23 protein-coding genes and 1 riboswitch are annotated in these 22,508 nt (G+C 38.2%); of the genes, 9 read left to right on the forward strand and 14 right to left on the reverse strand.

The genetic code is table 11. The features are described from left to right. Nucleotides 1-102 precede the first annotated feature (102 nt). From IGK86_RS10990 to bopD, 4 genes are read left to right on the forward strand one after another with little or no spacing between them, the layout of a single operon-like run. Complete coding sequence (locus tag IGK86_RS10990) at nt 103-2,397, forward strand: glycoside hydrolase family 65 protein (protein ID WP_010707761.1); 2,295 nt, start codon at nt 103-105, stop codon at nt 2,395-2,397. Further along, nucleotides 2,390-3,058, forward strand: coding sequence for a beta-phosphoglucomutase (gene pgmB, locus IGK86_RS10995; RefSeq protein ID WP_010828628.1), 669 nt, complete (start codon nt 2,390-2,392; stop codon nt 3,056-3,058). Before IGK86_RS10990 ends, pgmB begins: the two co-directional genes overlap by 8 nt. Next, nucleotides 3,048-4,055, forward strand: a complete 1,008-nt coding sequence (locus IGK86_RS11000) for an aldose epimerase family protein (RefSeq protein ID WP_016617470.1) — start codon at nt 3,048-3,050, stop codon at nt 4,053-4,055. Before pgmB ends, IGK86_RS11000 begins: the two co-directional genes overlap by 11 nt. Before the next feature lie 23 nt (nt 4,056-4,078). Continuing rightward, entirely contained in the window at nt 4,079-5,089 is a 1,011-nt protein-coding gene (gene bopD, locus IGK86_RS11005; protein WP_002388885.1) for a LacI family transcriptional regulator BopD, read from the forward strand. 73 nt (nt 5,090-5,162) lie between these two features. Here bopD and IGK86_RS11010 read toward each other — a convergent pair whose 3' ends face one another. From IGK86_RS11010 to IGK86_RS11030, 5 genes are all read right to left on the reverse strand, one after another. Further along, nucleotides 5,163-5,372 (reverse strand): hypothetical protein, encoded by a 210-nt coding sequence (locus tag IGK86_RS11010; protein WP_010828626.1) that lies wholly within the window; start codon nt 5,370-5,372, stop codon nt 5,163-5,165. A 169-nt stretch (nt 5,373-5,541) separates the two neighbouring features. Beyond that, complete coding sequence (locus tag IGK86_RS11015) at nt 5,542-6,063, reverse strand: GNAT family N-acetyltransferase (protein WP_002396468.1); 522 nt, start codon at nt 6,061-6,063, stop codon at nt 5,542-5,544. Continuing rightward, nucleotides 6,056-6,550, reverse strand: a complete 495-nt coding sequence (gene tsaE, locus IGK86_RS11020; protein WP_002387026.1) for a tRNA (adenosine(37)-N6)-threonylcarbamoyltransferase complex ATPase subunit type 1 TsaE — start codon at nt 6,548-6,550, stop codon at nt 6,056-6,058. Before tsaE ends, IGK86_RS11015 begins: the two co-directional genes overlap by 8 nt. Before the next feature lie 141 nt (nt 6,551-6,691). Further along, nucleotides 6,692-7,675 (reverse strand): phosphate acetyltransferase, encoded by a 984-nt coding sequence (pta, locus tag IGK86_RS11025; protein ID WP_002355836.1) that lies wholly within the window; start codon nt 7,673-7,675, stop codon nt 6,692-6,694. Nucleotides 7,676-7,830: 155 nt separating this feature from the next. Continuing rightward, entirely contained in the window at nt 7,831-8,511 is a 681-nt protein-coding gene (locus IGK86_RS11030) for a uracil-DNA glycosylase (protein ID WP_002363309.1), read from the reverse strand. Between the two features lie 133 nt (nt 8,512-8,644). On the opposite strand from IGK86_RS11030, the gene IGK86_RS11035 reads away from it, so the two are divergent. Together IGK86_RS11035 and IGK86_RS11040 are read left to right on the forward strand one after the other, a co-directional pair. Next, entirely contained in the window at nt 8,645-9,514 is an 870-nt protein-coding gene (locus IGK86_RS11035) for a Cof-type HAD-IIB family hydrolase (protein WP_002383369.1), read from the forward strand. Nucleotides 9,515-9,565: 51 nt separating this feature from the next. Then, nucleotides 9,566-10,090, forward strand: coding sequence for an LURP-one-related/scramblase family protein (locus IGK86_RS11040; RefSeq protein ID WP_002355833.1), 525 nt, complete (start codon nt 9,566-9,568; stop codon nt 10,088-10,090). A 184-nt stretch (nt 10,091-10,274) separates the two neighbouring features. On the opposite strand, the gene IGK86_RS11045 is transcribed toward IGK86_RS11040, so the two are convergent. The 3 genes from IGK86_RS11045 to IGK86_RS11055 all read right to left on the reverse strand — a co-directional run bounded on the left by IGK86_RS11045 (nt 10,275) and on the right by IGK86_RS11055 (nt 13,171). Continuing rightward, nucleotides 10,275-10,838, reverse strand: a complete 564-nt coding sequence (locus IGK86_RS11045; RefSeq protein ID WP_002355832.1) for a GNAT family N-acetyltransferase — start codon at nt 10,836-10,838, stop codon at nt 10,275-10,277. A 96-nt stretch (nt 10,839-10,934) separates the two neighbouring features. After that, complete coding sequence (locus IGK86_RS11050; protein WP_016617472.1) at nt 10,935-12,155, reverse strand: 3D domain-containing protein; 1,221 nt, start codon at nt 12,153-12,155, stop codon at nt 10,935-10,937. Between the two features lie 248 nt (nt 12,156-12,403). Beyond that, entirely contained in the window at nt 12,404-13,171 is a 768-nt protein-coding gene (locus IGK86_RS11055) for a putative ABC transporter permease (protein WP_002387023.1), read from the reverse strand. Nucleotides 13,172-13,296: 125 nt separating this feature from the next. Here IGK86_RS11055 and IGK86_RS11060 point away from each other — a divergent pair, with 125 nt between their 5' ends. Further along, a complete protein-coding gene (locus tag IGK86_RS11060) occupies nt 13,297-15,024 on the forward strand; it encodes an ABC transporter ATP-binding protein (RefSeq protein WP_002364705.1) in 1,728 nt (575 codons plus the stop codon). Next, complete coding sequence (locus IGK86_RS11065) at nt 15,014-16,780, forward strand: ABC transporter ATP-binding protein (RefSeq protein WP_002383364.1); 1,767 nt, start codon at nt 15,014-15,016, stop codon at nt 16,778-16,780. The genes IGK86_RS11060 and IGK86_RS11065 overlap by 11 nt, the downstream gene beginning before the upstream one ends. Nucleotides 16,781-16,831: 51 nt before the next feature. On the opposite strand, the gene IGK86_RS11070 is transcribed toward IGK86_RS11065, so the two are convergent. Beyond that, nucleotides 16,832-17,380 (reverse strand): folate family ECF transporter S component, encoded by a 549-nt coding sequence (locus tag IGK86_RS11070; RefSeq protein ID WP_002385065.1) that lies wholly within the window; start codon nt 17,378-17,380, stop codon nt 16,832-16,834. Between the two features lie 30 nt (nt 17,381-17,410). Further along, a riboswitch (THF riboswitch) is annotated at nt 17,411-17,578 on the reverse strand. Between the two features lie 75 nt (nt 17,579-17,653). Then, complete coding sequence (mgsA, locus tag IGK86_RS11075) at nt 17,654-18,076, reverse strand: methylglyoxal synthase (protein WP_002355823.1); 423 nt, start codon at nt 18,074-18,076, stop codon at nt 17,654-17,656. A gap of 185 nt (nt 18,077-18,261) precedes the next feature. Here mgsA and IGK86_RS11080 point away from each other — a divergent pair, with 185 nt between their 5' ends. Further along, on the forward strand, nt 18,262-19,365 hold the full coding sequence (locus IGK86_RS11080; protein WP_002355822.1) for an ABC transporter ATP-binding protein: 1,104 nt from the start codon (nt 18,262-18,264) through the stop codon (nt 19,363-19,365). Between the two features lie 50 nt (nt 19,366-19,415). On the opposite strand, the gene IGK86_RS11085 is transcribed toward IGK86_RS11080, so the two are convergent. The 4 genes from IGK86_RS11085 to IGK86_RS11100 form a co-directional block, all read right to left on the reverse strand. Next, nucleotides 19,416-20,033, reverse strand: coding sequence for a hypothetical protein (locus IGK86_RS11085; protein WP_016617474.1), 618 nt, complete (start codon nt 20,031-20,033; stop codon nt 19,416-19,418). Between the two features lie 126 nt (nt 20,034-20,159). Next, a complete protein-coding gene (gene rsmA / locus IGK86_RS11090) occupies nt 20,160-21,047 on the reverse strand; it encodes a 16S rRNA (adenine(1518)-N(6)/adenine(1519)-N(6))-dimethyltransferase RsmA (RefSeq protein WP_002358849.1) in 888 nt (295 codons plus the stop codon). An 18-nt stretch (nt 21,048-21,065) separates the two neighbouring features. After that, a complete protein-coding gene (rnmV, locus tag IGK86_RS11095) occupies nt 21,066-21,650 on the reverse strand; it encodes a ribonuclease M5 (protein ID WP_438742457.1) in 585 nt (194 codons plus the stop codon). After that, nucleotides 21,647-22,417, reverse strand: coding sequence for a TatD family hydrolase (locus IGK86_RS11100; protein ID WP_002358846.1), 771 nt, complete (start codon nt 22,415-22,417; stop codon nt 21,647-21,649). Before IGK86_RS11100 ends, rnmV begins: the two co-directional genes overlap by 4 nt. Between the last annotated feature and the right edge of the window lie 91 nt (nt 22,418-22,508).

Consider the following 22,508-nt stretch of genomic DNA (forward strand, 5'->3'; position numbering starts at 1 on the left):
CTTTTATTCATAAGATTACACTTTTTAAGCATTGACTATTGACTAATGCAATCGGTTGCGTTTATGATAGACCTATCAATAAAATCACTGAGGGGGATTCTCATGAAACAAATCAAACGTTTATTCCAAATTGATCCTTGGAAAATCCGTACTACACACTTAGATAAAGAAAATTTACGTTTACAAGAATCATTAACGAGCATTGGCAATGGCTATATGGGGATGCGGGGAAATTTTGAAGAACACTATTCTGGCGACCACCATCAAGGAACCTATTTAGCAGGTGTTTGGTATCCAGACAAAACACGTGTTGGTTGGTGGAAAAATGGTTATCCTGAATATTTCGGCAAAGTGATTAACGCAATTAATTTCATCGCAATGGACTTACAAATTGATGGACAAACAATTGATTTAGCCACTACACCTTACGAAGATTTTTCTTTAGAATTAGACATGCAAAATGGGGTCCTTTCTCGGCAATTCACCATCCAAACACCGAAGAACAAAGTGCGCTTCTCTTTTGAACGTTTTTTAAGCTTAGAAAAAAAAGAAGCGGCTTACATCCACTTAACAATTGAAATGCTGGAAGGTACAGGCACAATCACTCTTCACTCAAAATTGGATGGCGATGTTCAAAATGAAGACAGCAATTATGAAGAACATTTTTGGGAAGAAATAGCTATTGAAACGCAAGAAACACTTGGCTTTGTTACGACTAAGACCATTCCTAACAACTTTGAAATAGAGCGTTTTACAGTGACTGCAGGCATGCGCCATTTCATCGATGGAGCCTCTGTTGTGCCTACATATACACAACAGCCCTTGGCTTTAACCGCAGAATTGACAGTGTCTTTAAACGAAGGCGAAACGACCGCCATCACAAAAGAAGTGCTTGTCGTTACCAGTCGTGATGTGCCAGAAACGCAACAAATCACACGAGTAAACGAATTATTTGCAGAAATGACTACCTTGTACCCTGAAGCAAAAGCTGGGCAAGCTGCCGCTTGGGCAAAACGTTGGCAATTAGCTGATGTTGTTATTGAAGGAGATGACGAAGCCCAACAAGGCATCCGTTTTAATCTTTTCCAACTTTTCTCAACCTACTATGGTGAAGACGATCGTTTAAATATCGGACCAAAAGGCTTTACTGGCGAAAAATATGGTGGTGCCACATATTGGGATACTGAAGCATATGCTGTCCCACTTTACTTGGCGTTGGCTAAGCCCGAAGTTACTAAAAATCTACTGAAATATCGCCACAATCAATTGCCTCAAGCCATTCATAATGCCCAACAACAAGGGTTAAAGGGTGCGCTTTACCCAATGGTTACTTTTACTGGTGTGGAATGTCATAACGAATGGGAAATCACTTTTGAAGAGATTCACAGAAATGGTGCGATTGCTTATGCGATTTATAATTATGTCAACTATACAGGAGACGAAGACTATCTCAAAGATGCTGGTCTAGAAGTACTTGTGGCAATCGCTCGTTTTTGGGCAGATCGGGTCCACTTCTCCCAACGTCATAAACAATATATGATTCATGGCGTAACGGGGCCAAATGAATATGAAAATAATATCAACAATAACTGGTATACCAATACCATCGCTGCGTGGGTTCTACGTTACACCCGTGAGTCTTATTTAAAATTCCAAGAAGAAACAACGCTCAAAATTGCAGACGACGAATTAGCTAAATGGGCAGACATTGTAGAAAATATGTACTTCCCAGTGGATAACGAATTAGGCATTTTTGTACAACATGACACTTTCTTAGATAAAGATTTAATGCCAGTTTCTGATTTACCACTTAGTGAGCTGCCTTTAAACCAACATTGGTCATGGGATAAAATTTTGCGGTCTTGTTTCATTAAACAAGCCGATGTTCTTCAAGGAATTTATTTCTTCAATGACGCCTTTTCTTTAGAAGAAAAACGCCGGAACTTTAATTTTTACGAACCAATGACTGTCCATGAATCTTCCCTTTCACCAAGCATTCATGCTGTATTAGCTGCTGAATTAGGCATGGAAGAAAAAGCAGTGGAAATGTATCAACGAACAGCGCGCCTTGACTTAGATAATTACAATAATGATACAGAAGATGGCTTACACATTACCTCAATGACTGGTAGTTGGCTAGCGATTGTGCAAGGTTTTGCCCAAATGAAAACGGACCATCAACAACTAAAATTTGCACCCTTTTTACCAGCGACATGGACAGCCTACTCGTTCCACATTAATTACCGGAATCGTTTACTATTTGTTGAAGTTGCAGCAGACCAAGTGGCCTTCACTTTACTCGACGGCCCTGCAATTCCATTAACTGTTTACGATCAAAAATACACATTAAAAGATCGATTAGTTTTACCGATCAGAAAGGAAGAAGTTCATGTTTAAAGGCGTTTTGTTTGATTTAGATGGCGTTATTACTGATACAGCAGAATTTCATTACCACGCTTGGAAAAAATTAGGGAACGAAATTGGAATTTCCATTGACCGTGTTTTCAACGAACAATTGAAAGGTGTAAGCCGTGAAGATTCTCTGCAGTTACTGTTAAAATACGGAAAAAAAGAAGGCACGTTTTCTTCTGAAGAATTTGCCCAGTTAGCGCAACGGAAAAACGATTATTACTTGGAAATGATCCAAGCGATTACACCTGAAGATGTCTACCCAGGAATTCTTTCTTTATTAACGGAATTACGTGAAGCCAATATTAAAATCGCCTTGGCTTCTGCAAGTAAAAATGGGCCTTTTCTTTTAGAAAAAATGCAATTGACGCCCCTTTTTGATGCCATTGCTAATCCAGCAGACGTCCAGGCAGGTAAACCCGCTCCAGATATTTTCATTTTAGCTGCGAAAGAAATTGATTTGACACCAGCAGAATGTCTTGGCATTGAAGATGCCAAAGCTGGGATTCAAGCGATTCTTGCTAGCGGAGCGCAACCTGTTGGCGTTGGCCGCAGAGAAGAGTTAGGCGAAGGGTTGCCCATCGTGCCAGAGACGAGCGCTTTAACGTTTGATTACTTAAAAAAAGTGTGGCTTGATCATGAAGGATAATCGTATCACCGTAACCGATATTCCAAACACAAACTTAAAAAAAATTACTTTGAAGAACGACTTTTTAGAAGTCGTTCTTCTCAATTATGGCGCGCGCCTCCATCAACTTTTGATGCCAAACAAAAATAATCATTGGGAAAATATCCTTTTATCGTATGATTCGTATCAAGATGTATTAAAGGATCAAAGCTTTTTTGGCGCCACTGTTGGACCAGTTGCTGGACGCATACGTAATGGCCATTGGCAAAATGGAATATTAGAACAAAACAGCGACGGTCATCATATCCATGGTGGCTCAAAGGGGTGGTCTTTTCAATATTGGACAGTCGAGCCCTTTGAAAAAAAGGATATCATTGGCGTTTCCTTTCATTTAACCGACACCCTTTCTGGCTATCCTGGACCAATTGAGGCCACCATCACCTACCAGCTAGAGGATAATCATTTACGAATGATCAGTACTGGACGGAGTAAACAGGAAACACTTTTTAATCCTACGAACCACGCCTACTTTAATTTATCTGGCGATGGAAAGTTAGACATTCTGTCACATTTGCTATCTTTGAACTGTCAAGGTATGTTAGAATTAGACGATAATAAGCTGCCTACTGGACGGATTTTACCAGCTTCTGAACTATCCATACGTTTTAATGAACTGACACCTATCGAAACAATCCTCCAACGCTATCCAACTGGGTTAGATGATGTTTTCTCCTTAGTTGGCTCTGACTTAAGACAGCCACAATTATGCTTACAAGAACCTACTTCTGGAAGAAAAATGACGATAGCAACAACGAACCAAAGTATGGTATTATTTTCTACGACTGGTTTTGAGGCTCCTTTTTCTATTAATGGACAAGCTATGCATTCAAACTATGGCTTAGCAATTGAACCACAAGAGTATCCAGACATTGTTCATCATCCTCAGTGGGGCTCTATTTTATTACCAGCTAATAAAAAGCAAACCTACCAAACGGTTTATCAATTTAACCTTCTATAATCACTAAGAAAGGCGTGGCAAAAATGGCAATTACAGTAAAAGATGTCGCTAAGAAAGCGGGGGTTGCAACTTCAACCGTTTCGCGTGTCATTAACGATCATCCAAGTATTTCTGAATCGACAAAAAAGAAAGTGCGAAAAGTCATGGATGACTTAGGCTATGTGCCAAATATGACGGCACGGAATTTGGGTAAACGAATTTCAAGTGCCATTGGCGTAATTTTACCTCCTTTAGATTCGAAAGAACGGTTAGGGAATCCATTTTATTTAGAAATTATGGAAGCCATCAACGAGGAAGCCCGTCTTTACGATATGACTACTGCTATTGCAACTGCCAAAAGTTTTGATGTACTATTGGAAAACGTTAAAAGAATGCATCTTCAAAAACAAGTGGACGGTTTTATTCTTGTGTATTCAGATAGTAAGGACCCCGTCATTGATTACTTATATGAAAACAACATTCCCTTTACTTTAATTGGTCAACCTTACCAACATGAAACGGAAATAGTTTACGTGGATAATGATAATCAATTATTAGGGAAACAAGCGACGGAATTTTTAATTGAAAACGGCCATAAAAATATTTTATTTGTGACCAATACAACGCATGAAAGTTTGTACTTTGAACGTTACTTTGGTTATCAAAAAGCAATGATGATGCAAGGATTAACTGTTTTACCAAGCGTTGCGTTAGAAAAACCTGAAGATTACATGGCTTTCGATGATATTCTTCATCAAAATAATGCCACGGCGTTGGTGGTGATTGATGATATCTTTGCTTTGCGGACGATGCAACTTGCGCAAATCTATGGTTATCAAGTTCCTGAAACGTTATCCATTATTAGTTTTAACAACTCAATCTTTTCAACATTGACACATCCTTATCTAACAAGCATTGATATCGACACGTCAGAATTAGGTCGAATGGCGATGAAAAAATTATATGAATTAATCCACGAAGAATTGACAAATGGTGTCCGTCTCGTTATTCCTCACAAATTAATTAAGCGTGAAACAGTTATTCCTGTTCATTAAAAAAGAAGCGTAAGCAGTTTAACACTGCTTACGCTTCTTTCTATGTGTACGCTCTTATTCGTATGTATTACTTTTATAAAATAACTTTTTGCGAAATTTTTTTCCAAAACGTTTCTTCTTTTGCATCAAATTGAGCTGGTTCCCCGTCAGACAATTTTTCATTTAATAATGATAATTTTTCTTGATGTTTTGTATACTCATCTTTTTTTATTAGCTCTAAACGATACGCACGATCCAAGATCGACTCTCGATAATTAACATTCATTTTCGTTGCCTTCGCCATTTCTTACATTCCTTCCCAAAATAAATTTTCATTTTTTCGTTAAATTCTTCTATAATTATAACAAAAATATCAGAAAAATAAATATGAAACAAACGATAATTGCGAAAATTTTGTTTTTTCATGCAATTATCGTTCGATTATTTAAGAAATTAAAATTATTAACCAATAATTAATCAATCAGCAAACGCATTAAATGAACATCTAAAAATTCACCTTGGTCTGTTTTGGCGCCTCGAGGCATAATTGCTTCTGTTTCAAACCCTAATTTTTTATAGACGTGAATCGCTCGTTGATTGCGATCCTGTACCGTTAATTCCAAGCGACGAATAACATGACTTTCATGCGCCCAGCGAATAAGTTCTTCCATCAGGATACTGCCCAGTCCATAGCCCCAGTACTGTTTTAAAATACTAATGCCAATTTCACCAATATGCTCCATCCGCTTTTTAGAAGAAGCAGACACAGAAGCGGTCCCAATGATTGCTTCTCCCGCTAATGCCACCAATAAAACATTATTTGGCGATTCATAGAGTGTTGCTAGATTTTCAGCCAATTCTGTTGTCGACATGGCCATTCCTCGCTCATCCATTACCAAATAGGGCGTTTCACTCCCAATTTTTGACATCACAGATAGTAATTGATCCGCATCAGTAGGCACTGCTTCTCGAATAGAAAATGTTTGTTCAGTCATATTCGCGAGCCTCCCACGTTTTCAGAATCTCTGCTATTCTTTCTTCTGCCAATGGACCAGTTCCACGGAATTCAAGAACTCTCTTGTCAGCTTCTTGAGAATCTTTATTTAAAATAATTTCTAAATAATCTTCTGGCAATTCTTCTTCAATCAAGCTGCCCCATTCTACAACGGATAGCCCATCTCCTTCAAAATACTCATCTAACCCTAATTCATCCGCACCCTCTTCAACACGGTAGACATCCATATGGTATAACGGAAGTCGTCCTTGTGGATATTCGCGGATAATCGTATAGGTGGGACTTTTAATCATTTGGGAAATGCCTAATCCTAAAGCAATCCCTTTCGTCATTGTCGTCTTACCGGCCCCTAAATCACCAGTCAGGACAATTACATCACCAGCTTGTGCCTTTTGTCCAATGATTTTAGCAATTGCTTCTGTTTCCAATGGATTATTCAGGACAATGTTCATTTTTTTGCCTCCCATCTGCAAGAATCTATGTATGAAAGTATACCGAAAATTCAATAAGTTGACTAGTGGCAGCTTCAAAAAAATAAAGTTGAGGCCCAAGTGTCCTGGGAACCTCAACTTCTACTTTGCTTATTTATCATGCTTCGACATAGTTAATTAGTCGTTCATTAATGTTTGAGCAGCTGTAATGATTGATAATTTATAAACATCTTCTTCGTTTGCACCACGTGATAAATCAGAAACTGGTTTGTTCAATCCTTGTAAGATTGGGCCAATTGCTTCAAAGTTACCTAAACGTTGAGCAATTTTGTAGCCAATATTTCCTGATTGTAAATCTGGGAATACAAAGACTGTTGCTTCTCCAGCAACTTTTGAGTTAGGCGCTTTTAATTGTGCAACAGAAGATACATAAGAAGCATCAAATTGTAATTCACCATCAATCGCATATTCAGGTGCTAATTCTTGCGCAATTTTTGTAGCTTCAGCAACTTTTGTTACTTCTGGTGCTTTTGCAGAACCTTTTGTTGAAAAACTTAACAATGAAACTTTTGGTTCAATGTCAAATAATTCAGCTGTTTTGGCACTATCAACAGCAATTTCAGCTAATTCTTGTGCAGTTGGGTTCACGTTAATCGCGCAGTCTGAGAATAAATATCTTTCTTGGTCACGACCACGAATCATTAAGAAGGCACCACTTGTACGGCTTACGCCTGGTTTTGTTTTAATGATTTGTAACGCAGGACGAACTGTATCACCTGTTGAGTGGATAGCACCACTAACCATACCATCAGCAATACCCATGTAAGTTAACATAGTACCGAAATAGTTGACATCTTTTAAGATTTTTTCAGCATCTTCTTTAGTAGCTTTTCCATTACGGCGTTCAACAAATGCTTCGACCATTTCATCCCATTTTTCATAATCATTTGGGTTGATAATAATAAAGTTTGATGTGTTGATTCCACGAGCCATAGCAGCATTTGCGATATCTGTTGGATCACCAATTAAGATTGGTTCTACTAATTCATCAGATTTTAAGCGGGCAGCAGCACCTAAGATTCTAGGATCTGTTGCTTCAGGGAAAACAATTTTGATATTACGGCGTACGACTTTAAATTTTAAGCTATCGAATAATTCCACGATAAACCCTCCAGTTTTATATTTACAAAATCCATCATACACTATTCTCAAAGAAAATAACAGTTTTTTCTAGCTGTATTAGTCAAAAAAACCAATAATCCGATAAACTTTTCACAAACTAACTCTTCTACACTATAACAGCATACACTGTTACATTACACTGTTTCAGGAAGTTGCCAATCAATCGGCGTTTCCCCTAAACGTTCTAGAGCGGCATTCGCTTGAGAAAACGGACGTGAGCCAAAAAAACCACGATGTGCTGACAATGGACTTGGGTGTGGCGATTTGATAATCACATGCCGAGTCGTATCAATCATTTTAATTTTTTCTTGAGCAGGACGTCCCCATAAAATGAAAACAACAGGTTTTTCACGCTCATTCAACTTTTCGATAATGACATCTGTCAGTTGCTCCCACCCTTTACCTCGATGGGAATAGGCTTGACCTGCCCGAACGGTCAACACAGTATTTAATAATAACACGCCTTGTTTAGCCCAGCTTTCTAAAAAGCCATGGTTGACGGGTTGGTATCCTAAATCAGCTTGTAATTCTTTGTAAATATTCGCAAGAGATGGCGGCACTTTCACACCTGGCTGGACAGAGAAACTTAGTCCGTGTGCTTGATTGGGTCCATGATATGGGTCTTGTCCCAAAATTACTACTTTTACTTCTTCAAAAGGGGTCAGTTCTAACGCTGAAAATAAATGATACATATCTGGATAAATCGTTTGTGTCTGATATTCTTTTTTCAAAAATTCCCGCAATTCTTGATAATACGGTTTTTCAAATTCAGCAGATAAAACGGTTTGCCAACTATTGTGAATAATTTCTTTCATAATGCTCACTCCTTCGCTCTCTAAGCATAACGAATTTCTCCAAACCTGACAAGAAATTTCTGGGTACTTTCTCTTGGAAAAACGTGGTAAACTATAGGTAAGCTTTAAATAGATAATGAGGTGTAGAGAATCGATGATTAAATTAATTGCTTCAGATATGGATGGAACACTTTTAGATGCAAAAATGAGCATCACAAATGATAACGCTTCAGCAATTCGCGAAGCGGAACGTTTAGGAATCGAATTTATGGTTGCTACTGGCCGCGCATATACCGAAGCGAAACCCGCGTTAGAAGAAGCTGGAATTGACTGCGCCATGATTACTTTAAACGGCGCCCAAGTGTTTGACAAAGATGGACACTCACTTTTCACGGCTGGGATCGAAAAAGAAACAGTAACAGAAGTACTAACTATTTTGAGTCAACACAATGTTTACTATGAAATCTCTACAAATAAAGGTATTTTTTCTGAACATCAAGAAAAAAGAATTGAAAACTTTGCCGCTCATATTGCAGAATCCATGCCCCATTTAACTTATAAAGTAGCGATTGCCATGGCTTCAGCACACCTATCTTTATTGCATATTACCTATGTCGATCGTTTAGACGACATTCTAAAAGATGATTCGATTGAAGTCCTTAAGATTATTGGCTTCAGTATGGATGGGCCGAAAGTATTAGGTCCTGCTGGGATGGAAGTAGAAGAACTAGATGATTTGGTTGTTACCTCTTCTGCGCTTAATAATATTGAAATTAACCACCGCCTAGCACAAAAAGGGATTGCGGTTGCGCGCGTCGCTAAAGAACGTGGGATTCCCGCTGAACAAGTCATGACTATTGGTGATAATTTAAATGACGTCAGCATGATTCAATGGGCTGGGGTAAGTTTTGCAATGGGCAATGCCGAACTGGAATTAAAAGAATACGCTAAATATGAAACAGCCACTAATTTAGAAAATGGTGTTGGCGAAGCCATCCTGCGTGCAATAAGAGAAGATTTGTAATAAGCACTACCAGTTACAGCACTCATTTATATATAGAAAGGAGATCGTGTCGTGTCTGAATTTTTTATTCAAGAACAACAGTTAGGAAAAGTTACGCGAACCATCGTGAAAGACCAAGCAGGCCGTTCACTTTTTCTATTGGTGGGGCGCTGGGGCACACGAGGAGATGCGCTTTCTTTATATGCAATGAACGGAGAAATTTTAGCCAGTATTAAACAAGTTTCTTGGACTTTTGGTACACGATTTGAGTTATATCAGCGTTTTGAAAAAGTGGGTACTCTACGAAAACTGTTCAATTTGAATGCTGATTTCTATTATGTTCAAGGCCTTCACTGGGCAGTTGTTGGTGATATCAAAGCGCATCAATATTCAATTTATCAAGTCCATAAAAAAATTATGTCAATGGATAAAACCATGCTTTGTACAGGCGACTATTTTGTTTTAACTGTTGCCAATGATGAGGACGCACCGTTGTGCATCTGTATAGCAGCTGTCCTTGACTACTGGTTATATAATAAGAAAAAACAAAAAACTTCCGATGATTTTGGATTAGATTTTGATCCTTTAACGGATTAATGAAAAATAGAGCCTGGGACAAAAATCACTTTGGATTTTTGTCCCAGGCTTAAAAATTGATAAACGGCGGGAACAGAAGCAACTCCTTCGGAAATAAGCCGAAATTATCCAAAAATTATAGAACAATTTTCGGAAATTCCTTCTTATTTCTCGGAGTTAAACGCTTCTGTCCCGACCTCTATTTTTACACTTCTTTTTGCATATGATTGTATAAGTGACCACTAATAGTCATTGTTGTGACATCTTTAAAGCCTTTGCTTGCGTATAACTTTCTCGCCCCTGGATTGTCAAAATCAACATTTAGACCCAAGGCTTGCTTCCCGCTAGCTTTGGCTACTTCAGGTAAAGCATCTAATAACTTAGAACCAATTCCCATTCCGCGGAAACGTTCATCCACAGAGATCGTGTCTAAATACCATTCATTAGGCAAGGTTTCTTCTTCAATAAATAGCCGAACATCTTCTGCTAAGCCATGTTTTTTAAAGACTTCTCTTAAAGGTTCATCAATAATCTTTTCATCTTCCGCAGGATAGCCGACAGCAATCCCTGCAACTTCACCTGCATGTTCATAAACTAAAATTCGTTGATAGCCATAGCGATAGGTTGGATACGCCGTTGCCTCTGCTAACAGGTCAATCATTTGTTCTTCTGAGACTTCTTCTAAAATTGGTAACTCCATATCTTTTAAAATAACTAAGACCAGCCGAGCAATCGCTTGACCGTCTTCTTTTGTTGCCGAGCGAATCATTGTAATTCTCCTTTACATTTAACTAAAAAAGAACTGGCTACTATCATTACTGACTTAGCCAATTCCTTTTATCTTGTCTTTAGTATAACAAATTTATTATTGAATTTCTACTGTAACCTGACGTCGTCCCCAAGCAGTACATTGCTCTACTGAATCAAAATGAACATCAACAATATTTCCTTGAATAGCGCCACCTGTATCTCCAGCAATAGCAAAGCCATAACCAGAGACTTTCACTAATGACCCCAGAGGAATTACGCTTGGATCGACTGCAACTACATTGCTTTGTTTACTTAAGTCAATACCAGTAGCACTTAGATTACTTGCACCTGGCTCACGCCAAGAATAAGCAGTTGATTCCATCTGAAGCACACGACCAGAGCCAGTTCCTGGTGTTGATGATTCGCCTGTCGATGATTCTGTCGTTGATGACGATTCGGATGAACTAGCTGAACTTGAAGATTCAGTGCTACTGCTTTCCGTACTTGTAGAAGAGCTTGATGCTTGACTGCTTGACTCTTCAGCAGCTTCGGCTTCTAGTTTAGCCGCCGCATCTGCTTGCGCTTGTTTGTCGGCAGCTGCTTGTTTCTTCGCTGCTTCTGCTTTGGCAGTTTCTGCCGCACGTTTTTTCTGTGCCTCAGCTGCTGCTTTTTCGCTGACTAAGCGTTGTTGCTCTTTTTGTTTGTCTGTCGAAATTTGAGCCAATAATTCTTCATTATTCGCCATTTTTTCTTTTAACTCAGAGACTTTATTATTCATTGAAGAAGCTTCAACTTGTAATTTCTCTTCATTTTGTTTTAAAGTTGTTTGCGTATTTTCAACTTTTTCTTGTAATGCAGCTAACTTTTCTTTTTCGCTAGTTAAGCTTTCAATCTTTTCCCGTTCAAAGTTTTGTAAAACGGTCATGGCGTAGGCCCGATTAAAGAAATCTGATAAATTTTCTGCATCTAATAAGGCTTGCCAAGTACGTTGGTCGCCATTTAATTGAATATCCTTCATACGATCGCCAACAGCTTCTTTACGACGAGAAATATTTTTTTCTGTTTTTTCTATTTCCTCTTTCGAAGTTTTCAACGTATCTTCCGCTTTTGAAATTTGCGTTTTTAAACGTTCGATTTCCGCATATTTAGCATTTACATCGTCTAAGGCTGAATTGATTTCTTTACTAATTAACTCCCCAGATTGTTTCGCTTGCGCTTCTTTTTCTTGCAACGAATCAAGTGATTCTGCTGCCGCAGCGACTGGAAGTCCAAAATTGATAAGCATCATTGTTGTTAAAAATGGTATCAACTTTTTAACCTTCACTAAATCCAACACCTTTCCTAACTTATCTAAAACACCTACTCATTATACTAGTCAGGAGGGCTTGTTTTATTTCAATCGTGTTACAATTTGTTACAATTTAAATGCAACTCTTTTTTTATCCTGCGTTTATTCATTAGTCCATTTCTATCTCAATTCTTTAAGAATTTCTTAAGACGGCTTAAAAACTAGCTTTTGACGATTTTTCTTTTTTTCATCCCATTAGACCATTGATTGAAATATTTTGTAATATTTTTTGTTAATTATTGGCCCTTTTTCTTCAAATCTTCTAAGAGATGCCGAACTTCTTTGGAATTTTTAATGTTTTTTAAAGTTAGTTTTGGGTAATTGTTAATAAAACGACGTTGTTGGAAATTTAACCGATTTTGGAAATGCTCTTTTTTGGTTCGTTCTTTTAACTTCTGCCAATCAGCTGTAGCGATTTCCATTTTTGTGTTCAGCCGTTGCTTAAATTCTTGTTGGTTCGTTTCCAACGTTTGGCCCATCTCGGTAATAAGTTTTTTGAAACCTTGCATGTTCAGCAACGTATAAATTAAGTCAAGCCCCATTACAATCACTATGCAAAGGGCTAAGTAGTTGCCAAAGGTTGCTTGTAAAAAGCTGACAACTTTGGCGATTTCTGGTTGAATAACTTTGACAATCAAGACACACCCCAATCCCCAAAAAAGAGAAACCGGTAAAGCCACGCGACCGTTTAAATTAAAAGGTACATCATGATAATCCCACCAAGAGGCATGGAACAATTTTTCCAAGCCATAACTAGTGACATATTCTAAAATCGTCACTAAAACAGCCGATCCGACATACAATACCAAGAGATTGTTCTCAAAGGGTTCCACAAAATAGAGAACGCTTAAGACCCCAAATCCATAAATAGGACAATAGGGCCCTACTAAAAATCCTCGATAAACAAATTTTTTGGCTTTTAATGAACAATACACCGTTTCCCATAACCAGCCGATAAAGGAATAAATAAAAAATAACAAAATAACCTGACTCATTTTTTCCACGTTTCTGTCACACTCCACTTCTTTGCTCTTTTCTTCTATTTTAACAGAAGTTGAGAAAATGTAGCGAACAACTTTCTTTCATTGAAAGATTAGGCTACAATGAGAGCAGCAAAGGGAGGAATCTTATGTTTGGTTTATTGAAATACGCAAAAAATTATCGAAAACAAATTATCCTCGGTCCAGTCTTCAAATTTTTAGAAGCTTGTTTCGAGTTAGTCTTGCCCTTATTCATGGCTCACTTAGTCGATGTCGGTATTCGTCAAAACGACCGACAGACTGTCATAGAAATGGCCCTCTGGATGCTTGTTATGTCGTTAGTTGGTTTATTTTTTGTCATGATTTGTCAATATTATGCTTCAGTCGCTTCGCAAGGTTTTGGGACGGAGCTAAGAAATCAATTAATGAAGAAAATTAATCAGCTTTCACACAAAGAATTAAATAGTTTTGGTACAGATACCCTCATCACCCGGATCACAAACGATATCAACCAGCTTCAATTGGCTTTAGCGATGTTTATTCGGTTGGTCATTCGGACACCTTTTTTAAGTATCGGTTCTGTGGTCATGGCTTTTTACATTGACGTGCAGATGGGCTTTCTTTTCCTATTACTTTTACCAATTTTTAGCCTTATTCTCTTTATTATCATTAAAGTGACTGTGCCTTTATATCAAAAAGTCCAAGAATATTTGGATCGGTTAAACCGTCAAATTAGTCAAAATTTAAGCGGTGTCCGTGTGATCCGTGCGTTTGCTAGAAAGGAAACAGAGCAACGACATGTTGATAAAGCTTCAGATGATTTAGGCGATATTTACATTCGTGTATCGAATGTCTCTGCTTTATTAACGCCTTTAACCACTTTGATTATGAATGTTGGAATTTTATTTTTACTTTATTTTAGTGGCTTAAAAGTTTCTTTTGGTTCCTTGCAACAAGGGGAAGTTTTAGCATTGATCAATTATATGAATCAAATGATGCTCGCTTTAATTGTTGCTTCTAATCTCGTGGTAATTTTTACGCGAGCCGCCGCTTCCGCAAACCGTGTCAATGAGGTTTTAACTGTAGAAAGCCAGTTAACAGATACACCAGAATCAGCAAAAACATCTCCACAATTTGGTGATATTACCTTTGACCATGTAGATTTTCGCTATGAACCAGAGGCCGGTTTGGCTTTGGAAAATATCAATTTTACGATTCCTAAAGGCTCAATTCTCGGCATCACGGGACCTACCGGCAGCGGGAAAAGTACCTTAACCCAACTCATTCCCAGATTTTATGATGTGAGTGCAGGAAACCTTTTTATTAATGGTGTAAATGTGCGCGATTGGCCGCTCTTTACTTTACGCCAACAAGTTGCAAGTGTTCCACAAACTGCCGTCTTATTTACAGGGACTATTCGAGAAAACTTACAATGGGGCAAACCAAATGCAACTGATGAAGACTGTTGGGAAGCATTAGCTATCGCCCAATGTAAAGAATTTGTTGAACAATTAGACCAAGGGTTAGACACGCCTGTTAACGAAGGCGGAAAAAACTTTTCTGGTGGACAAAGACAACGGTTGACCATTGCCCGTGCCTTGATTAGGAAACCGCATTTACTTATTTTAGATGATTCCTTGAGTGCCCTCGACTATCAAACAGATTTGAATCTGCGCCGTGCTTTACAAAAAGAACGAGCAGAGACAACCGTTATTTTAATTTCACAACGCGTGAGTTCGATTGCTACGGCGAATCAAATTTTAGTCCTAGATAGTGGAAAAGTCGCTGGCCTTGGCACCCACGAAGAATTACTTACTTCTTCTAAAGAGTATCAAGAAATCGTTGCGTCACAGGAGGAGGATACCCATGCAAACTAAAAAAATTCATTTTGGTGCCTTCTCACGTTTTAAGCCGTATTTACTACGCTATCCAAAAGAAATTATCGGCGCCTTAATTCTAGGAATTCTCAGTGGTTTTTCGACTGTCCTCATGACTTATTATATAGGTAAATCCGTTGATACAATGGTTGGTAAAGGACAAGTCAATGCTGCGCAACTCATCAAAATTTTAGGTTTATTAGCAGGAATTTTACTCGTAACCGTTCTAAGTCAATGGCTGATTCAACGTCTCGGTAATCGCGTGTCTTATTTATCGACCACACAGCTGAGAAAAGACGCCTTTGCCCATTTAAATCAATTACCGTTAAGTTATTATGACCAAACGTCACACGGAAATATCGTCAGTCGCTTTACCAACGATATTGACAATATTTCAATGGCTTGCTCGGCTGTCTTCAACCAATTATTTTCTGGCATGGCCACCGTCGTTGTTGCTTTGCTCTTTATGATTCGGCTAAGTCCCCTGCTCACATTAGTGGTTCTTATCAGTACGCCGATTATTTTTATTGTAAACTGGCTTGTTGCAAAAGCTTCACAAAAAAACTTTGCTGCACAACAAACGATTGTTGGTGAAATTTCCGGCTTCGTTTCAGAAATGGTTGGCAACCAAAAAATTGTTAAAGCCTTTCAACAAGAACAAGCTACGCAAGAAACATTTGAAGCATTGAATCAAACGTTGTATGAAAAAGGACAGAAGGCTCAGTTTTCTTCCTCCTTAACCAACCCACTTTCTCGATTTATCGACCATTTATCTTATTTATCGATTGGATTAGTCGGTGGCTTGTTAGTTTTAAGTGGCAATCCTTTAGTCACAGTTGGTGTTATTTCCAGTTTCACCATTTACTCTAGTCAGTTTTCTAAACCTTTTATTGAACTCTCAGGAATCACCAACCAAATCCAAGCCGCCTTAGCTGGATTGGAACGTACTTTTGATATGATGGATCAACCAGTTGAACGTCCTGATGCCCCGAACGCAATTGTTTTGAAAGAAGCGCGAGGCCGTGTTGAATTTAAAGACGTTGATTTTTCTTACACGCCGACGCGACCTTTAATCGAAAACTTTAATTTAATTGCTGAACCAGGAGAAACAATTGCCATTGTTGGGCGAACTGGTGCGGGTAAATCAACATTAGTGAATTTGTTAATGCGCTTTTACGAGGTCGACCGTGGCCAAATTACGGTTGATACTCACGACATTACTCAAATTACTCGGGATAGCTTGCGAAAAAGTTTTGGTATGGTTCTCCAAGATACTTGGCTATTCGATAGTTCCATTCGGGAAAATTTAACGTACGGAAATCCTGAAGCCTCTGACGAAGAAATTATAGAAGCCATGAAAAAAGCCCATATTTTTGATTTCGTCATGCGTTTACCTCAAGGACTAGATACTCAGATTGGTTCCCAAGGCGTTAAAATTTCTGAAGGACAACGACAATTAATGACTATTGCACGCACGATGATTAGTAATCCGCCGATGCTTATTTTAGATGAAGCGACCAGTTCAGTTGATACATTGACCGAGCAAAAAATTCAGGATGCTTTTTTACAAATGATGACTGGCCGGACCAGTTTTGTTATTGCCCATCGCTTAGCAACAATCAAAAGTGCTGAAAAAATTCTAGTTATGGACAATGGTCAAGTAGTTGAAATTGGCACCCATGACGAATTATTGCAAAAAGAACAGGGTTATTATCGTGACCTTTACGAAGCACAGTTTAATCAAAAAGCACAATAAAAAAGAGTCACTTTTCTGGGATGATGAAAAGTGACTCTTTTAATTTTAAATTTATTGATCTAATTCAGATAATGGTTTTCCAAATAAACGTTTAAAGGGAATTTTATTGCCTAAATAATAAGTGGCAATTACTTGAATAGGAAAGAAAATAACTGTTTTAATTAAGCGTGGCACCCACCAAGCAAAATTTGCTAGATTGACGCCATACATTAAACTTAACCACAAAGGAGTTAAAATGATATTAATTAAAACGGTGACCAACAATGTCGCCAAAATCACTCGTTGCCATGTCATTTCTTTCTTATAATAGAAATAACCATAAATAGCACCAGCCAAAAAGGCATTTAAAGTAAACCCAGGAAAATAGCCTGCTTTTGGAAAAAGCAGCATTCCTACTACATCAGCCACCGCCGTGCCGATTCCAGCCCAAAAAGGTCCGAAAATCATCCCAATCAATGATTCTGGGATAAACGTGAAACTGATTTTTAAAAACGTTGTTTCATACGCAAAAAAGCGTGAAAAGACAACGACCACCGCAATGAGTACGCCCATTAACGCAATGGATTTTGTGCCAAATTTTTTCTTTGTCATTTTTAGCATCTCCTCTAAGAGCTGCTACATGACGAACCATGCAGCGAATGCGAAAACAAAACCGCGAACATTAAAAAGCTGAACGTGTTGTTCTGATGATAAGCAAAGTAAGAACCTTTGCTTTCTAGCAACACACTGTTTATGTTCTTCGTCCAAAAGGCAACATCCCATCCTTTTAGCACTTAACGCTTTGTCTCCTACTCTGTTATTTTATTTGGACAAAAGTCCTCATAAAATATACCACAAAATAGTCAAAATAGTCAAAATAACCATTAAGGTTCTCTAAAAAGCTAACGGTCGACGATCCCCTTCATGGATAACCTCACGGAAGTCCGCAAACCCCGCCTCGACACCTCTCAAAAGAATTTCAGCACTGCCGATATTGGTCGCTAAAGGAATTTCATAGACATCACTTAGACGAATCAAAGCCGTCACATCTGGTTCATGCGGTTGCGCGGAAAGAGGATCTCTTAAAAAAATAACTAAATCAATGTTGTCTTCTGATATCATTGCGCCAATCTGTTGATCCCCACCTAATGGCCCCGATTTAAAGCAATGCACGGGTAAGCCAGTTGCTTCCATCACTTTCATGCCTGTCGTCCCTGTTGCATACAATTCATGTTTTTCTAAAATATGTTTATAAGCGGTTGCTAGTTTGATCATTAATGTTTTTTTACGATCATGAGCGATTAAAGCGATTTTCATGTTATCTAACTCCTGTCTTTGTTATATTATAACAAAAGTTTAGCGATAAATCCGCTGAGAGTGTTTGCCCTTTGTCACCTTGACGAAAAAGTCTTCTTTTTCTTGTGCAACTCTCCCTTGCTGAAAGATAGCGTTTTCATTTAAACTATGAGTAACAAATCAAAAAGAAAAGAGTGACGTATCAAATGGTGGAAATGGCGCTTAGAAATGTGTATAAAAAATATGACAATGCAGAACATTATTCTGTTACAGATTTTAACTTAGAAATTACAGACCGTGAATTTATCGTCTTTGTCGGACCTTCTGGTTGCGGTAAATCAACAACATTGCGAATGATTGCTGGCTTAGAAGATATTACTGAAGGTGAATTATCAATTGGGGACAAAGTCATGAATGACGTTGCACCGAAAGATCGTGATATTGCCATGGTTTTCCAAAACTATGCGCTTTATCCGCATATGACTGTTTTTGATAACATGGCTTTTGGTTTAAAACTAAGAAAATATGATAAAGCTGAAATTAAAAAACGGGTGGAAAATGCTGCGGATATTCTGGGCTTAACAGAGTACTTACAACGTAAACCTGCGGCGCTTTCTGGTGGACAACGCCAACGTGTTGCACTTGGCCGGGCAATTGTCCGTGATGCCAAAGTCTTTTTAATGGATGAACCTTTATCAAACTTGGATGCAAAATTACGTGTAGCCATGCGTGCTGAAATCGCTAAACTACACCAACGTTTAGAAACTACGACAATTTATGTGACACATGACCAAACCGAAGCGATGACCATGGCTGATCGAATCGTAATTATGAAAGATGGCTTTATTCAACAAATTGGTTCACCAAAAGAAGTTTACAATACACCAAAAAATATGTTCGTAGCTGGGTTCATCGGCTCACCTGCCATGAATTTCTTCAAAGTTACCTTAAACAATGGGGTTATTTCTAACCAACATGGCTTAAAACTAGCAATTCCTGAAGGAAGAAACAAAGAGCTTGTTGAACATGGTTATGAAGGCAAAGAATTAATTTTCGGTATTCGTCCAGAAGATATTCATAGCGAACAAGTGGCTTTAACGGCAATGAAAGATGCGGTGATTAAATCTGAAGTCGTTGTTTCTGAATTATTAGGGGCTGAATCCATGCTTTATACAAAAATTGGTGATACAGAGTTTATCTCAAAAGTAGATGCTCGTGACTTCCACCATCCTGGTGAAATGATTGACTTAGCTTTTGATATTAACAAAGGACATTTCTTCGACCCTCAAACAGAAGAAGTCATTAAATAAAAAAATCTCGAGGCATCCGTCGCAATGACGGATGCCTCGATTGCTTCTCTTTATGCTAATTTAACCTTATTCTTTATCACTTTGGGTTGTTTCGCTTCTGTAAAAGTTGGAATATCTACATGTTTACTTAAGGTACTTGCTAAAAAGTAAGCAATACTGAAATCCACCAAACTATGAATTAATCCACCAACGCCCATCAAAAGAAAAATAGAATACATGAAGCCGGCTGTATAATAAGTTCCTGGCAAGTTGCCCATTGTGTAAAATACAGAAACAACCACTAGCTCGGCAGCGGAATGAATCACTCCAATTCCCACGTTAAACAACTGTAATTTCCCATTTAATAAAGTGAATTTCCCCTCTTTATTGATTAAAATTTCTGGATGCTTTTGTAAAATCACTGCGCCAATGACTGCAAAAATCAAATGAGATAAGGCCCGCAAAGCAATAATCGGTGTTGCGGATAAGAAAAAACCAAAACCTGTTCCTAGACTAACCGCAATTGCCACCACTGGAGAAATAAACATGGCAATAAAAACTGGGACGTGACTTGCTAACGTAAAACTGGCTGGACCAATGGTAATTCTTGGCATAACCATTGGAATGATAATCCCCATTGCAATTAAAAGTGCTGAAATTGTTAAACGTTTTACTGAGTTTGTTTTCATTAAAACTGCCTCCTGAAGGTGTCATGACACCTTTTGTTTTTCTCAAGTGTAGCTGAACAGCCGCAATGTGTCAAGACACATAAAAGAACTTTCTGTTATTTCTCATAAATAACAGAAAGTTCTTTTTTATACTGGTTTATTTTTTTCTAAAGCATTACTTAGACGAGCGAATTCTTCTAAAGACAATGTTTCACCACGTCTAGAAGGATCAATTTCTGCTTCAGCTAGGCTCTCTTTTAGCCAAGCTACCGTTTGTTCATCTTTCCCATAAAAATGCGTTAAGTTATTCCACAATGTTTTGCGTCTTAATTGGAAACTGGCTTTGGTTAATTTGAAAAATTCTTTTTCATTGGTCACTGTCACCGCTGGTGTAGCACGGCGCGTCAATTTAATAATCGCCGAGTCAACATTGGGTTGCGGCACAAAAACTGTTTTTGGCACAATAAAGGCGACACTTGCTTCCATAAAATATTGGACAGCAATTGATAATGAGCCATAAGCTTTCGTTCCTGGTTTAGCAGCAATTCGATCAGCGACCTCTTTTTGCATCATCACAACCATTTCGGCTACATCTAAAGAAGATTCTAAAAAATGCATCATAATTGGCGTAGTAATATAGTAAGGTAGGTTAGCTACCACTTTAATCGGATACTTCTCTTGAAAAACTTGGTTGGTTGTCTCGACCAAATCAGCTTTTAAAACATCCTGATGAACCACTGTCACATTATCATAGCGACTTAAGGTATCCGCTAAGACAGGAATCAAGCGATCATCAATCTCAAAAGCCACAACTTGTGCCGCGTTCATCGCTAATTGCTCTGTTAATGCACCAATTCCAGGCCCGACTTCGACAACATTTGTCTGCTGATTAATTCCCGCTGTTTCTACAATTTTTCTTAAAATATTAGGCTCTGTCAAAAAATTTTGACCTAAACTCTTTTTAAATGAAAATCCATGTTTTTTTAGTATTTCTTTGGTTCTGGATGGTGTGGCAATTTCTTTATAGTCCGTCACGCTTGTTCCTCCATGTAGTTATTCTTCGTTTGCAAGTTCTTTTAAAATACGTGTCATGCTTTCTTTCAATTCTGCTTCTGTAATCCGAAACATGCTTAACCGTTTGACTAACTGTTTGCTATTTGTATAGCCAATTCTTAGGTCATCTCCTAATAATTCACGGTATTTTTTGGCATTTGCTCCCGCTATTAAACCATATTCAATTAGTGTTTGTCTAGGAATTTCTTGATAGTCTTCATCAGCTTGAACAGGTGTTACGACTTTTTTTAAGGCTTCAATAATTGCTTCATCACTAGCATGTTCAACCCCTAGGCTACCGCCATTTTTTTTAGGCACTGCAACTTTTCTTGATAAAAAAGCATGCTTTGCATCAGGAACGACTTCCATTATTGTTTTACGAATTTTTTCGCCCGAATAGTCTGGATCTGTAAAAATAATCACGCCTCTCGTTTCTTGTGCGTGTTCAATTTGTGTCAAAATTTCATCATTGATAGCAGAACCAATCGTTTCAATCGTATCCGCTTCAACTACCTCTTGAATGCGGCGTGTGTCGTCTTTTCCTTCAACGACAATGATTTCTGCAACTTTCATTTTTTCCTTCATTTATCTATCCGAAACAAGCGATGAGCGTTGACTCTCGTTTGTTCTGCCACTTCTTCAAAGGTTAGTTGACGCAATTCAGCAATTTTTTCCACTACGTATCGTGTATAGCCTGGTTCATTCCGTTTACCACGATAAGGAACGGGAGCTAAATAGGGTGCATCTGTTTCCACCAACATTCGTTCGAGTGGTACCGCCATCGCCGCTTCTTGAACATCCAATGCCTTTTTAAACGTTACGACTCCACTAAAAGAAATATGCAAACCTAAATCTAAAAATTTCTTCATCCACTCAGCATCGCCACTGAAACTATGCATGATTCCACCAATATCTGAAATTTTTTCATCTTTTAAAATTCGATAGGTATCTTCTAATGCCTCTCTCGTATGCACACTAAACGGTAAATTCATTTCCCGAGCAATCGCAATTTGACGGCGAAAAACTTTTTCTTGCACCTCTTTAGGATCCTCCATCCAGTAATAATCAAGACCGATTTCACCTAATGCGACAATTTTTGGCAACGTTAATTGTTCTTGTAATCGTCGTTCAACCTCTGGCGTATAGCTACCCGCTTCTGTTGGATGCCAACCAATGATACTATAAATATTGGCATATTCCTGACTAAGTAAAAGAGATTTTTCAATCGTTGGTTCATCAAAACCGACCACGGCCATCTCTGTAACACCCAATTCTTGGGCATGTGCAATCGTTTCTGGAATATCATCATTAAATTGTTCTGCATTCAAATGTGTATGTGTATCAAAAATCATTATGATTGCCTCCTTTATCTCCTCTCTACTTTATCATATTTCTTGAAAAATCTGAATGACTAGGCGATAAGATTCGCCATTTCCTCATAAA

The organism is Enterococcus sp. DIV1206, assembly GCF_051712485.1.
Lineage (GTDB): Bacteria > Bacillota > Bacilli > Lactobacillales > Enterococcaceae > Enterococcus > Enterococcus faecalis.

Excerpts from the sequence above, each read along its gene's own strand:
- IGK86_RS10990 (WP_010707761.1), top strand. The coding sequence starts at position 103 with ATGAAACAAATCAAACGTTTATTCCAAATTGATCCTTGGAAAATCCGT.
- pgmB (WP_010828628.1), top strand. The coding sequence starts at position 2,390 with ATGTTTAAAGGCGTTTTGTTTGATTTAGATGGCGTTATTACTGATACA.
- IGK86_RS11000 (WP_016617470.1), top strand. The coding sequence starts at position 3,048 with ATGAAGGATAATCGTATCACCGTAACCGATATTCCAAACACAAACTTA.
- bopD (WP_002388885.1), top strand. The coding sequence starts at position 4,079 with ATGGCAATTACAGTAAAAGATGTCGCTAAGAAAGCGGGGGTTGCAACT.
- IGK86_RS11010 (WP_010828626.1), bottom strand. The coding sequence starts at position 5,372 with ATGGCGAAGGCAACGAAAATGAATGTTAATTATCGAGAGTCGATCTTG.
- IGK86_RS11015 (WP_002396468.1), bottom strand. The coding sequence starts at position 6,063 with ATGACTGAACAAACATTTTCTATTCGAGAAGCAGTGCCTACTGATGCG.
- tsaE (WP_002387026.1), bottom strand. The coding sequence starts at position 6,550 with ATGGGAGGCAAAAAAATGAACATTGTCCTGAATAATCCATTGGAAACA.
- IGK86_RS11030 (WP_002363309.1), bottom strand. The coding sequence starts at position 8,511 with ATGAAAGAAATTATTCACAATAGTTGGCAAACCGTTTTATCTGCTGAA.
- IGK86_RS11035 (WP_002383369.1), top strand. The coding sequence starts at position 8,645 with ATGATTAAATTAATTGCTTCAGATATGGATGGAACACTTTTAGATGCA.
- IGK86_RS11045 (WP_002355832.1), bottom strand. The coding sequence starts at position 10,838 with ATGATTCGCTCGGCAACAAAAGAAGACGGTCAAGCGATTGCTCGGCTG.
- IGK86_RS11060 (WP_002364705.1), top strand. The coding sequence starts at position 13,297 with ATGTTTGGTTTATTGAAATACGCAAAAAATTATCGAAAACAAATTATC.
- IGK86_RS11065 (WP_002383364.1), top strand. The coding sequence starts at position 15,014 with ATGCAAACTAAAAAAATTCATTTTGGTGCCTTCTCACGTTTTAAGCCG.
- IGK86_RS11070 (WP_002385065.1), bottom strand. The coding sequence starts at position 17,380 with ATGCTAAAAATGACAAAGAAAAAATTTGGCACAAAATCCATTGCGTTA.
- mgsA (WP_002355823.1), bottom strand. The coding sequence starts at position 18,076 with ATGAAAATCGCTTTAATCGCTCATGATCGTAAAAAAACATTAATGATC.
- IGK86_RS11080 (WP_002355822.1), top strand. The coding sequence starts at position 18,262 with ATGGTGGAAATGGCGCTTAGAAATGTGTATAAAAAATATGACAATGCA.
- IGK86_RS11085 (WP_016617474.1), bottom strand. The coding sequence starts at position 20,033 with ATGAAAACAAACTCAGTAAAACGTTTAACAATTTCAGCACTTTTAATT.
- rnmV (WP_438742457.1), bottom strand. The coding sequence starts at position 21,650 with ATGAAGGAAAAAATGAAAGTTGCAGAAATCATTGTCGTTGAAGGAAAA.
- IGK86_RS11100 (WP_002358846.1), bottom strand. The coding sequence starts at position 22,417 with ATGATTTTTGATACACATACACATTTGAATGCAGAACAATTTAATGAT.